The organism is Burkholderia sp. KBS0801, from assembly GCF_005937855.2.
Classification (GTDB): domain Bacteria; phylum Pseudomonadota; class Gammaproteobacteria; order Burkholderiales; family Burkholderiaceae; genus Burkholderia; species Burkholderia ambifaria.
In genome coordinates this window covers 211,147-223,275 of sequence record NZ_CP042178.1, presented here as the reverse complement: position 1 = coordinate 223,275, position 12,129 = coordinate 211,147, and the positions used below count along the sequence as shown (strand labels likewise).

General features: G+C 68.4%; 13 protein-coding genes. 5 read left to right on the top strand and 8 right to left on the bottom strand.

What is annotated here, in order from left to right; translation table 11 throughout:
* The first annotated feature begins 30 nt into the window (after nt 1–30).
* Complete coding sequence (locus FFI87_RS17845) at nt 31–1,434, top strand: serine hydrolase domain-containing protein (protein ID WP_138849638.1); 1,404 nt, start codon at nt 31–33, stop codon at nt 1,432–1,434.
* 70 nt (nt 1,435–1,504) lie between these two features.
* On the opposite strand, the gene FFI87_RS17840 is transcribed toward FFI87_RS17845, so the two are convergent.
* From FFI87_RS17840 to FFI87_RS17825, 4 genes are all read right to left on the bottom strand, one after another.
* Nucleotides 1,505–2,128: a glutathione S-transferase family protein gene (locus FFI87_RS17840; RefSeq protein WP_138849639.1), complete on the bottom strand. Its 624-nt coding sequence runs from the start codon at nt 2,126–2,128 to the stop codon at nt 1,505–1,507.
* 140 nt (nt 2,129–2,268) lie between these two features.
* The gene (locus FFI87_RS17835) at nt 2,269–2,739 is read right to left on the bottom strand and encodes a DUF2269 family protein (RefSeq protein ID WP_138849640.1); all 471 of its coding nucleotides are present in this window, start codon (nt 2,737–2,739) and stop codon (nt 2,269–2,271) included.
* Entirely contained in the window at nt 2,736–3,989 is a 1,254-nt protein-coding gene (locus FFI87_RS17830; RefSeq protein WP_138849641.1) for an SDR family oxidoreductase, read from the bottom strand. Before FFI87_RS17830 ends, FFI87_RS17835 begins: the two co-directional genes overlap by 4 nt.
* Before the next feature lie 142 nt (nt 3,990–4,131).
* Nucleotides 4,132–4,665: a GbsR/MarR family transcriptional regulator gene (locus tag FFI87_RS17825; RefSeq protein ID WP_006760784.1), complete on the bottom strand. Its 534-nt coding sequence runs from the start codon at nt 4,663–4,665 to the stop codon at nt 4,132–4,134.
* A gap of 205 nt (nt 4,666–4,870) precedes the next feature.
* On the opposite strand from FFI87_RS17825, the gene fabV reads away from it, so the two are divergent.
* Nucleotides 4,871–6,073 (top strand): enoyl-ACP reductase FabV, encoded by a 1,203-nt coding sequence (gene fabV, locus FFI87_RS17820; protein WP_138849642.1) that lies wholly within the window; start codon nt 4,871–4,873, stop codon nt 6,071–6,073.
* Nucleotides 6,074–6,127: 54 nt separating this feature from the next.
* On the opposite strand, the gene FFI87_RS17815 is transcribed toward fabV, so the two are convergent.
* The gene (locus tag FFI87_RS17815) at nt 6,128–6,832 is read right to left on the bottom strand and encodes an SDR family oxidoreductase (RefSeq protein WP_138849643.1); all 705 of its coding nucleotides are present in this window, start codon (nt 6,830–6,832) and stop codon (nt 6,128–6,130) included.
* A gap of 300 nt (nt 6,833–7,132) precedes the next feature.
* On the opposite strand from FFI87_RS17815, the gene FFI87_RS17810 reads away from it, so the two are divergent.
* Nucleotides 7,133–7,720: a TetR/AcrR family transcriptional regulator gene (locus tag FFI87_RS17810; protein ID WP_138849644.1), complete on the top strand. Its 588-nt coding sequence runs from the start codon at nt 7,133–7,135 to the stop codon at nt 7,718–7,720.
* Between the two features lie 39 nt (nt 7,721–7,759).
* Here FFI87_RS17810 and FFI87_RS17805 read toward each other — a convergent pair whose 3' ends face one another.
* Nucleotides 7,760–8,338 carry a hypothetical protein gene (locus FFI87_RS17805; protein ID WP_138849645.1) on the bottom strand — a complete coding sequence of 193 codons (579 nt, stop codon included), beginning with the start codon at nt 8,336–8,338 and terminating at the stop codon, nt 7,760–7,762.
* A 209-nt stretch (nt 8,339–8,547) separates the two neighbouring features.
* Here FFI87_RS17805 and FFI87_RS17800 point away from each other — a divergent pair, with 209 nt between their 5' ends.
* Together FFI87_RS17800 and FFI87_RS17795 are read left to right on the top strand one after the other, a co-directional pair.
* Nucleotides 8,548–9,033: an SRPBCC family protein gene (locus FFI87_RS17800; RefSeq protein WP_138849646.1), complete on the top strand. Its 486-nt coding sequence runs from the start codon at nt 8,548–8,550 to the stop codon at nt 9,031–9,033.
* A gap of 121 nt (nt 9,034–9,154) precedes the next feature.
* Entirely contained in the window at nt 9,155–9,631 is a 477-nt protein-coding gene (locus FFI87_RS17795; protein ID WP_012367013.1) for an SRPBCC family protein, read from the top strand.
* Between the two features lie 25 nt (nt 9,632–9,656).
* Here the strand turns inward: FFI87_RS17795 and FFI87_RS17790 are convergent, their stop codons facing one another.
* Nucleotides 9,657–10,781 carry an amidohydrolase family protein gene (locus FFI87_RS17790; RefSeq protein ID WP_138849647.1) on the bottom strand — a complete coding sequence of 375 codons (1,125 nt, stop codon included), beginning with the start codon at nt 10,779–10,781 and terminating at the stop codon, nt 9,657–9,659.
* Between the two features lies 1 nt (nt 10,782).
* On the bottom strand, nt 10,783–12,090 hold the full coding sequence (locus tag FFI87_RS17785; RefSeq protein ID WP_012367015.1) for an MFS transporter: 1,308 nt from the start codon (nt 12,088–12,090) through the stop codon (nt 10,783–10,785).
* Nucleotides 12,091–12,129: the final 39 nt, after the last annotated feature.

The following is a 12,129-nucleotide window of genomic DNA, read 5'->3' as shown; positions in this document are numbered from 1 at the left end:
CGGCCGGCACGCCACCGAGGATGCTCGCGCATGACGATCCCCTTCAAATCGCTGATCCTGCGCGGCGTCGCGGTCGCGCTCGTCGCCGCGCTCGGCTACACCGGCTACATGCTGTCGCGGCTCGCCCCGATCGCGACGGGCTATGCCGCGAAGGCGCTGTGTTCCGGCGTGTTCGTGTCTGGCCGTCCGGCCGCATCGGTGATCGACGTCGACATCATGGCCGGCGTGCATCCGCTGCTGAAACTGGTGCGCCCGTCGCTCGATCCCGAGCATCGTCGCGCGGTCGCGACGTTCGCCGGTTTCGCGCGGCGCGAAGCGGAGTTCCGGCCCGGGCTCGGCTGCACGCTCGCGCTCGGGCCGTCGCCCGGCGTGCTGCCGGCCGCGCTGCCGGCCGTCGCCGATCCACCATCCGCGAACGATGCGGCGCCGGCCGCACCGCCCGCCGGCATCGACGCACGCAAGCTGCACGCCGCGCTCGAGCGCGCGTTCGACGAACCCGATCCGGCCCGGCCGCGGCGCACCCGCGCGGTCGTCGTGATGTGGCGCGGCCACGTAATCGCCGAACGCTATGCACCCGGCTTCACGGCCGACACGCCGCTGCCCGGCTGGTCGATGACGAAGACCGTGACGGCCGCGCTGGCCGGCGTGCTGGTCGCGCAGCACAAGCTGTCGCCGAATGCGTCGGCGCTGCTGCCCGAATGGCGCGGCAGCGGCGATGCGCGCGCGGCGATCACGCTAGACGAACTGCTGCGGATGACGAGCGGCCTGGAATTCAACGAAGACTACGACGACCCGCTGTCCGACGTCGCCGTGATGCTGTTCACGCAGCCCGACACCGCGCGCTTCGCGTCGGCCAAGCCGCTCGCCGCGCAGCCCGGCACGCAGTGGTACTACTCGAGCGGCACGAGCGCGATCGTCGCGCGCGTGATGCGCGAAGCGCTGGGCGGCACCGAGGCCGACTACCTCGCGTTTCCGCGCCGTGCGCTGTTCGAGCCGCTCGGGATGCACAGCGCCGTGTTCGAGCCCGATGCGGCCGGCACGCTCGGCAGCCCGTCTTATCTGTATGCGAGTGCGCACGACTGGGCGCGCTTCGGGCAGCTTCTGCTGCAGGACGGGGTGTGGAACGGGCAGCGGCTGCTGCCGGAAGGCTGGGTGCGCTACCTGACGCGCGCGACGCCGCAATCGACGAACCAGGAATTCGGCGCGCATCTGTGGGTGAAGGTGCCGGAGCCGTTCAACGATCGCGATCCGCATGCGAGCGCGATGCCCGCCGACGCGTTTCACGCGGTCGGTCATGAAGGCCAGTTCGTGAGCGTGGTGCCGAGCCGCGAGCTGGTGGTCGTGCGGCTCGGGTTGTCGCGGCCGGAATCCGCGTGGAACCACGAGGCGTTTCTCGCGCGCGTGCTCGACGCCGTGCCGGCGTCCGGCTCGTGACGTGCCGTGCCGCGGCGCGGCTGCGGCAGTCGCACCACCCCCGCCCGCCCCGCGCGCGACTTGCGAGGCGTTACGGGTTCGCGCTGCCCGCGTACTGCTTGAAGCCCTCGCGCGTCGCCAGACGCTCGATGTAGCGCTTCGCCGCCGGGAAGTCCGGATGCTCGAACGGCGTGCCGAACCAGCGGTTTACCGACAGGCCGATCGGAATGTCGGCGAGCGTGAAGTGGTCGCCGGCCACGAACGCGCCCGTCGCTTCGAGCTGCGCGTTCAGCACCTGCATATGCTTGGTCCAGCCCGCGATCGACTGCGCGATCGCCGCCGGGTCCTGGTGGTCGGGCGACTTGCGCACGAGGCCGAGGAACGCGCCGACCCACGAACGGTTCAGGTCCGAGCCCTGCCAGTCGATCCACTGATCGACCCGCGCGCGCGCCTGCGGCTCGGCCGGATAGAGCGCGTCGCCGCCATAGCGGTTCGCGAGATAGCGGATGATCGTGTTCGACTCCCACAGCACGAAGCCGTCGTCCTTGATGACGGGCACGAGGCCGTTCGGATTCAGCGCGAGATAGGTCGGGTCGTTGGTCGTGCGAAAGCCCGCGCCCCAGTCTTCCTGCTCGAACGGCAGGTTGAGTTCGGTGCACAGCCACAGCACCTTGCGCACGTTGATGGACGGAATCTTGCCGAGGATGTGCAGCATGCAGGCTCCTTGTGAGGTCGAATGCGAAGCGTCCGGGATGCCCGAAACGGCCCGAACGCGCTCCCGTCGAATTTATACACGAGCGCGCGTAAATCGACAGGGGCGCACGCGAAATCGGCATTGGCGGCCCGCCGCCCCGCTTACATCGGCTTGAGCACCATCAGGAAATAGACCGTCAGCATCGCAAAGAACGCCGGATAGCCGAGCAGCTCCCAGCGCTTCGCATAGCGCCAGTAGCGCGCCGGCAGCGTGGCCTCGCCGTTCGCATGCGCGAGGTTCGCCAACGCGGCCAGCTCGATCTGCAGCCACACGACCGGCAGCCAGCACGCGCCCGCGATCGCATACAGCACGATCGACGCGACGAGCCACGGCGTATGCCACGGCCAGCCGGCCGTATGCGCGAGCCACAGCCCGGACGCCGGCTGGAAGATCACGGCCGGTGTCGTGAACCACCAGTCCGCGCGCACCACGAGCCGCGACACGGCCGCGATCGCGGGCACCGACCGCGTGCGGTTCGCGAAGAACAGGTAAAACGCGGTGCCGAAGCCCGTGCCGACCATCAGCACGGAGGACAGGATGTGAAGCGCCTTGATAATGAGATAGGTATTCATGGCTGTTCTTCTTCTGAAAACAGGATCAGCAGGATCGCGAGAATCGGCACGTTCTTGATCACCGGGCCGAACGGTTCGGCCAGCAGGCCGGGCATCGTGACCGCGATGACGGCCGAGTACGCGACGATCAGCGCGGCTTGCGCCACCCACAGACGGCGCGACGGCGCGGCGACGGTCGCCACTCCGAACGCGAAGTCCAGCGCGCAGGCGGCGTAGAGGGCGATCAGCGCGGGCAGCCCGGTGAGGTGCGCGCGGGCGAGCATCGCAAGGCTGTCGCTCTGCGGGTGGACGAACGCGCTCACGATGGCCGTCCAGATCCAGACGATCGCAAGCGCGCCGAGCAGCAGCGGCCGCCGCCACATCGCGAGGGCGTCGCGGCGCAGCGCGAGCGCGTCCGCGCCGATGAAACTGCGCAGGCCGCGCGGCGGCCGGCCGAGCACGGCCGCCAACGCTGCGGGATCGCCGGTGTTGCCACCGCGCAGCATCGTCCACGTATCGCGGGTCAGCATCGCGCCCGGCAGCGTGCCGACCAGCGCGGCCGCCGCCCCGACCAGCGGGCCCGGCAACGCGATGCGGGCTGCCGGCGGGAAGCCCAGCGCGGCGCGATAGCCGCTCAGCATCTCGCGGTATTCGACTTCATCAGCGCCGACCGCGTCGATGACCGAATGGCCGGCAGCCGGCGAAACGACGAGCCGCGCGACGAGTTCGGCGAGATCGTCGACGTGCACGGGGCGCAGCCGTTGGTGGCCGCCCGCCGGCAACGCGTGCACGGGCAGGCTCGCGAGCATCCGGAAGAACCGTGCCGACGTGCCGGCCGCGCCGTAGACGAGCGCGGGCCGCACGATCCGGTAATCGAGCGGCAGCGTCTGCAGGAAGGTGTCGGCTGCGTACTTGCTGGCGAAATACGGCGTGTCGCCGCGCTCGACGCCCAGCGCCGAGATCTGGATCACACGCCGCACGCGGACCCGGCTGCATGCCGTGAAGAGCGCGCAGGGCGCCGCACGATGCACGGTGTCGAGCGTCGCATCGCGCCGGTCGGCGAGGATCCCGACCGCGTTGATCACGACGTCGACGCCCGCCAGCCGGGCCAGCCACGCGTCGGGGTCGACGTCCGTCGCGAAGTCGATCGCGACATCGTGCGGGCCGACTGCGTGCCGCACGCCGCGCAGCACGCGATGGCCGCCGGCTTCCAGCCGCGCGCACAACGCCCGCCCGATGAACCCGTTCGCGCCGCAGACGAGGATGTTCATGTCGCACTCCGGGGTGCGGCATGCCGGCGGATCGACAGCAGGGCTTCGTTCATCGTCATCCTCTATTTACTGTTGTTTCTGTAATGGCAGAAACAACGCCTTCAAAAAAAGCGGGCTGCGCGCCCGCACTTCCGATTTCCGGTTACTTCGACGACTTGCGCCTGACCGTCTGGCTGATCTTCGCGCCGATCCCGAGCGCCTTCATCAGCGTGTCGGGCTTGAGCCGCAGCATCTCGTCCGACCAGGTCGTGAGCGTCTCGACGAACTGCAGCGTGTCGCGGATGCGCTGTTCGGTCTCGCGGCTTTCATCGGCGATCTCGGGGCTCGTCAGGCAATCGCGCAGCACCGTGAGCGTCGGTTCGATCTCGCGCTGCCGCCGCCCTTCGACGATCAGCTTGAACAGTTCCCAGATGTCGGTCGACGTCTCGAAATGGTCGCGGCGGTCGCCCAGCACGTGCACGACCTTCGCGAGCCGCCACGCCTGCAGCTCCTTCAGGCTCGTGCTGACATTTGAGCGCGCGACGTTGAGCGTCTCGGCGATCTCGTCGGCGGCCACCGGCCGCCCGGCCAGGTACAGCAGCGCGTGAATCTGCGAGACGGTGCGGTTGACGCCCCATCGCGAGCCCATTTCGCCCCAGTGGAGAATGAATCGTTCGGCAATCGGTGTGAGTTCCATGTCGGGAAATTTAGTTTTTTCAGTTATTTCTGTCAAGAGAGAAATAACCGGCGGCGACGCGAATCGACATGCTGGTGGCTCGACCGCCAGGCGATTGCGACCGCGGTCACCGCCCGCCTTTCCCGCCGTGCCCGCCCGCTTCCATTACAATGCGCGGGATTTTTCCGATTTCAGGCCGTCCGCGCCTTTCTGACTAGAGGTTCCCATGATCATCAAACCGCGCGTGCGTGGCTTCATCTGCGTGACGACTCATCCGGTCGGCTGCGAAGCCAACGTCAAGGAACAGATCGACTACGTGACTTCGCATGGCCCGATCGCCAACGGCCCGAAGAAGGTGCTCGTGATCGGCGCGTCGACCGGCTACGGCCTCGCCGCCCGGATCTCGGCCGCATTCGGCTCGGGCGCGGACACGCTGGGCGTGTTCCTCGAGCGCGCCGGCAGCGAAACGAAGCCGGGCACCGCCGGCTGGTACAACAGCGCCGCGTTCGAGAAATTCGCCGCCGAAAAGGGGCGCTATGCGCGCAGCATCAACGGCGACGCATTCTCCGACAAGGTGAAGCAGGTCACGATCGACACCATCAAGCAGGATCTCGGCAAGGTCGACCTGGTCGTCTACAGCCTCGCGGCACCGCGCCGCACGCATCCGAAGACGGGCGAAACGATCAGCTCGACGCTGAAGCCGGTCGGCAAGGCGGTCACGTTCCGCGGCCTCGACACCGACAAGGAAGTGATCCGCGAAGTCTCGCTCGAGCCGGCGACGCAGGAAGAGATCGACGGCACCGTCGCCGTGATGGGCGGCGAGGACTGGCAGATGTGGATCGACGCGCTCGATGAGGCCGGCGTGCTGGCCGACGGCGCGAAGACGACCGCGTTCACGTATCTCGGCGAACAGATCACGCACGACATCTACTGGAACGGCTCGATCGGCGAAGCGAAGAAGGATCTCGACAAGAAGGTGCTGTCGATCCGCGACAAGCTGGCCGCGCACGGCGGCGATGCGCGCGTGTCGGTGCTGAAGGCCGTCGTCACGCAGGCGAGTTCGGCGATTCCGATGATGCCGCTCTACCTGTCGCTGCTGTTCAAGGTGATGAAGGAACAGGGCACGCACGAAGGCTGCATCGAGCAGGTGTACGGGCTCCTGAAGGACAGCCTGTACGGCGCGACGCCGCACGTCGACGAAGAAGGCCGTCTGCGCGCGGACTACAAGGAGCTCGATCCGCAAGTGCAGGGCAAGGTCGTCGCGATGTGGGACAAGGTCACGAACGAGAACCTGTACGAGATGACCGACTTCGCCGGCTACAAGACCGAATTCCTGCGTCTGTTCGGCTTCGAGATCGCCGGCGTCGACTACGACGCGGACGTGAACCCCGACGTGAAGATCCCCGGCATCATCGACACCACGGTCTGACGACCGCGCCCGCCGCGCGCATGGGCGCACGGCGGGCTGCCTTTGCAGGCGACGTCAGACCGGCGCCGCCTCGTCCAGATAGACACCGGCCGACAGCGTGGCCTTCACCTGCCGCGTGAAGTCGTCGGTGGCCACCTCCTCCGCTCCGGATTCGATCGCGTCGTATGCCTGACGCACGACGTCGGCCGGCGTCGCCTTCGGCACGTCGAGGCCGCGTGTCAGGTCCGTATCGATGAAGCCGGCGTGCAGCCCCACCACCTGCGTGCGCTGCTCGCGCAGCGAATGCCGCAGCCCGTTGGTCAGCGCCCACGCGGCCGACTTCGACACGCCGTAGCCCGACAGGATCGGCCGGTTCACCCAGCTCGCGACGGACAGCACGTTCAGGATCGCGCCGCCGCCGTGGCCGGCGAGCGTGGCCGCGAATGCGCGCGACATCGCCAGCATCCCGAACACGTTGGTTTCGAGGTGATCGCGCAGCGCGTCGACCGCGCCGTCGTCGGTCAGGCTGCCGAGCCGCGCGATGCCCGCGTTGTTGATCAGCAACGTGACGTCGCGCGCGGCGTCGGCGGCCGCGGCGACCGCCGCCGGATCGGTCACGTCGAGCTTCACGGGCACCACGCCCGGCAGCGTCACGCTGGCCGGATCGCGCGCGCCCGCATAGACCTTCCGCGCCCCGCGTTCCAGCGCCTGCTTCGCGAATTCGAGGCCAAGCCCGCGGTTCGCGCCCGTGACGAAAACGACTGCACCTTCGATCTTCATGATCCTTCCTTTCATCGTGTGAATGAAACCATGCCGCCATCGCGTACCGCGCCGTTGCACCGCCGGTACCGGAGCGCGGGCGCGTCCCGCCGCCCGCGCCCCGCTGCACCCAGACCAGACCGACCTCCATCCGTGCCGCCGGAGTCGCCTTCGCTTCATTTGCGAAGTCGGCTACACTGAACGTCAATGTCGATCACCATTGTCTTTGCGATGCATTGTGTCAGCGCATCCTGGCCGCGTCAATGGTGATCACCATTGTGTTTTTCAATCGATGTAATGGCCGGAATGAGGGAGGGATCGATGGGCGTCTCGAGACAACAGGCCGCCGACAACCGCAACGCGATCGTCGCGGCCGCCGAGCGGCTGTTCCGGGTGCGCGGTGTCGACGCGGTCGGTTTGACCGAACTGATGAAGGAAGCCGGTTTTACGCAGGGCGGCTTCTACAACCACTTCAAATCGAAGGACGCGCTGGTCGCCGCGGTAATGGAAAAGGCGATGCAGGACGGCGCGGATTCGCCGCGCGCCGGCAGCATCGCGCAACAGGTGACGTCGTACCTGTCGACCGCGCATCGCGACAATGTCGAAGCCGGCTGCCCGCTGTCCGCCTTCGCGGGCGACGCGCCACGCCTGACCGACGCGGCACGCGCCTGCTACGCGCACGGCGTCGCCGGCTATCTCGAGCGGCTGGAACGGATGGTCGCTATGGAAGGCGCGGCTGCGGCGGACACGCGCCGTGACGCGATCGCGGTGTTCAGCCAGATGGTCGGCGCGCTCGTGCTGTCGCGCGCGATCGCCCGCACCGATCCGGCGCTGGCCGATGAAATTCTCGACGCGGGGCGGCGCGCGCTCGCCGGCCAGCCCGACGATCCGGCCGTGCCGGCCGCGTAGCGGCGCGGCGGCACGACGGGGGCAAGCCGCGCGTGATCGCTATTCCACGGCCCGTGCGGCGTCCCACAGCGGCTGCCGGCCCAGCGCGGCATGCCACGCAGCGAAGCGCGCGCGCCACGACTCGAACGGTTCCGTCAGCGGATGACGCGGATCGTCGCTGAGCGCATACGCCATCCCTTCGATCAGCCAGCGCGGCTTGGTGGCGACCGCGAGGTTGCCGAGCACTTCGGCCTGGCGGTGGTGGATCAGTTCGTGCGCGAGAAAGTAGGTCTGCCAGCCGCGCGGCGCGATGACCACGCCGAAATCTCCAAGAGTGAGCGCCGCGCGTTCGCCGAGGCCGAACTTGTCCGCACATTCGCGCGTCGAGCAGAACACGACGCGCGGTGCGTCGCGAAACGGGCCCACGGCCGCCGCCGCGCGCGCGTAACCGTCGCGATAGAGCTGCTTCGCTGCGTCGAACTTCGCGGCATCGTCCGTGCAGATGTCCGCGCTCGGGCATGACACGCCGGGAAGCAGCGCGGGCGCGACGACGCGCAGCGGCTTGACGAGCGCGTAGGCGGCGATCGGCAGCGCGACGAGCAGGCCCGTGAGGGTGAAGGCGACGTGGGAGCGTTTCATCGAGGCGACGATTCCGTGAGTGTGCTGGTGGATTTTCCTGCACGAATATATCGGAGCCGCGGCGCCGCCGGCCGGCTTTTCCGTTCCGCTCGGCGTCCGGCCCACGGCCGCGCGCCGTCGGGCATCAGCGCATAGTTCCTCGGAGCAAATTCTGATGAAAATTCCCGTTGCATCGCCTATGCTTAGCCGCCACCAGGAGGAGCAAGCGCATGTCAACCAGCCCCGTCGACCCCGCCGAAACCCATGACCTCGTCATCACCCGCACGCTGCGCGCGCCGCGCCAGGCGCTCTGGCGGGCGTGGACCGACCCTGAGCTGCTGAAGGAATGGTGGTGCCCGAAACCGTGGACCACCGACGTGCGCGCGTTCGACCTGCGCCCGGGCGGCGCCTTCCACACGTTCATGCGCGGCCCCGACGGCGGCACGAGCGACAACCCCGGCTGCTTCCTCGAAATCGTGCCTGAAGCGCGGATCGCGTTCACGTCGATGCTCGCCGGCGGCTGGCGGCCGCAGGTGCCGTGGCTGGGCTTCACGGCCATCGTCACGATGGCCGACGACGACGCCGGCTGCCGCTACGACGCGCGCGTGATGCATCCCGACGCCGCGACGCGCGAGCGCCACGAGGCACTCGGGTTCTTCGAAGGCTGGAACATCTGCATCACGCAGCTCGACGAATTCGCGGCCGCGCTGCGCTGAAGGCGGGTGAGCGTACGGTCCGATTGCATGCCGTCGCGCGCGCGCCTAGGATTCCTGAAGGAAGCACGACGACACGCCGGCATCCGGCGTGCACCGTCGCGCGCATTCCGCGGGAGGCGACATGCTGCACATGCACACGCATTCGACCCGGGTCAGCCGGCACCTGAACGCACCGCGCGGGCGCGTCTACCGCGCGCTGCTCGACCCGCACGCGGTCGAACAATGGAAGGTGCCCGACGGCATGACATGCCGCGTCCACGCCTATGACGCACGCGAAGGCGGCGCGCTGCGCGTGTCGCTGAGCTACGACGAACCGTCGGACGGCGCCGGCAAGACCACCGCGCACACCGACACCTATCACGGCCGCTTCGTGACGCTCGTGCCCGACGAGCGGATCGTCGAAATCGATGTGTTCGAAACCGACGACCCGATGCTGCGCGGCGCCATGACGATCACGATCACGCTGTCCGACGAGGCAGGCGGCACGCGCGTCGAGGCCGTGCACGACGGTGTGCCGCCCGGTGTGCCGGTCACCGACAACGAAGCCGGCTGGCGCATGGCGCTCGCCCGGCTCGCGGCGCTGGTCGAGACGGGCTGAGCGCCAAGGCGGCGCGCGATACGCGTCAGCCGAGCCGATAGACCTGCGAAACGGTCCCGCGGAACAGCGCGTCGCGCTCGTTCGGGCTCGCGTGCGCGGTGAGCCGCTTGAATGCATTCCAGCCGTTCACGTAGGAATACGAGCCCTTGTCGACCGGGAAATTGCTCTCGAACATGCAGCGCTCGGCGCCGAACGCTTCGATGCAGGTGAGCATCCACGGCTTCCAGGCGTCCGCGAGCTGTTCGGACGACGGCGGCCGCGCACCCTTTTCGAAATCGAAACCGTTGATCCGCATCCCGAGGCCGCCCACCTTCACGAATACGTTCGGCAACCGCGCGAGCTCGCGCATCGACGCCGACCAGCGCTGGAAGACTTCCGGCCGCTTGTCCGCATAGCTCGCGATCCGTACGACGCCGCCGCAGTGATTAATGATGATGCGCGTGTCGGGGTTCGTCTTCGCCAGATCGAACAGCTCGGGCAATTGAGGAAAGAACAGCCACGCGTCGTACGAAAGCCCGAGCGGCGCGAGCTGCGCGACGCCGGCCCGGTACGCGGGATCGAGCAGCAAACCGCGCGGCACCGCCGACAACGGATTCGCGAGCGACGGATCGGCATCCCACGTGCTCAGGTGCCGAACGCCGCGAAAGCGTCCGCGCCCCGCGTCGAGATGCGCTTCGAGCACGTCGCGCACGCGCGCGCCGAGCCGCAGGTCCGCATGCCCGACGATGCCTTTCGCGACGGCCGGGCCGCGTTGCTGAAGCGGCTCGGTCACGCCGGCGATGTAAGCCGTTTCGCCCACGGGCTTCAGTTCGGCCGGCCCCGCATCGCGATAGCGCGTCAGCGCCTGCATGTAGACCGATGCCTGGATGTTGTGGCCGGAGCGCGCATCCTGCAGATAGTCGTCGAGCATATAGATCCAGCCCGGCCGCTCGTAGAAGTGGTGATGCGCATCGACGATCGGCAGATCCGGCTCGAGTGCGGGTTCGAGCGCGGACGCGAGCCAGTCGTTTCGCACCGCGAGATAGTTGCCTTGCGTCGTCATGCGGGAAGCTCCGTTGTCAGCCGGCGTGCGCGTATCGGCCCATGCAGGGACGGCGAGCGAGGCGGCGGCCGCGCCGAGCAGCCGGCGTCGTTTGATCGAAAGGGTCATGTCATTCGCTCCGGTCGAACGCGTACAGCGACAGCGTCAGCAGCGTCGTGATCGCCAGGACGATCGCGAGGCCGAGCATCCCGGCCGTGAAGGTGCCGAAGCTGTCCTTCAGGTAGCCGACGAGATACGGGCCCGCGAATCCGCCGAGCGCGCCGATCGAATTGATCAGCGCGAGGCCGCCGGCCGCCGCCTGGCCCGACAGGAAACGCGAAGGCAGCGTGTAGAAGATCGTACGTCCGGCAATCGTGCCGATCAGCGCGAGCGTGATGCCGACGAGCGCGGGCCCGAGCGTCAGGAAATGCGTCGACACGCCAAGCGCCACCGCGCCGATGCACAGCCCGATCGCGAGGTTCGCGACCGGTGCGCCGCGCCGGTCGACCCGCTTCGCCCACCCCAGCAGCGCGATCGTCGCGAAGAAGTACGGCAGCGCGGACAGCCAGCCCGTCTGCATCGCCGACATGCCGTGCGCCTTCAGCATTTGCGGCAGCCAGATGCCGATTCCGTACGAGCCCATCGTGAAGCCGAACGAGATCAGCGCGAGCAGGTACACGCGCACGTCTCGCAGCGCGACGCCGAAGCCCTTCTTGCGGCCGGCGGCGGCGCCTTCGCGCTCGAACGCGCGCTGCAGCGCGCTACGCTCGTCGTCCGACAGCCACGCAGCCGTGGCCGGCGAGTCGGACAGGTGCTTCAGGACGAGAAAGCCGAGCGCGCACGCGGGCAGCCCTTCGACGATGAACATCCACTTCCAGCCTGCGAGGCCGAGCGCGCCGTCGAGCTGCAGCAGCCACGTCGACAGCGGACCGCCGATCAGCGACGACAGCGGCGTCGACACGGTGAACCACGCGAGCACGCGCGTGCGGTAGCTCGCGGGAAACCACACGGCGAGGAAGAAGATCACGCCGGGGAAAAAGCCGGCCTCGCCGATGCCGAGCAGCAGCCGGATCGCATAGAAGCTGGTGGGCCCCGTCGCGAGTGCGGTCGCCGCCGCCATGAGCCCCCACGTGATCATGATGCGCGCGAGCCAGCGCCGCGCACCGAAGCGGTACAGCGCGAGATTGCTCGGCACCTCGAACACGCAATAGCCGGCGAACATGATCCCCGCGCCCCAGCCGAACTGCGTCGCGGTCAGGCCGAGATCGCGGTTCATCGTCAGCGCCGCGAACCCGACGCTCGTGCGGTCGAGATAGTTGAAGAAGTACGCGAGCGCGAGCAGCGGAATGAAGCGCCATGCTGCCTTGCGCACGGCCCGTTGCTCGATCGACGCGTCGGTCTCGCGATCGGCGGCCAGCGCCGGGGAAGCGGATGTCATGATTGTCTCCGTGGATGTGGCGCTCCGCGCCCGCGCGAG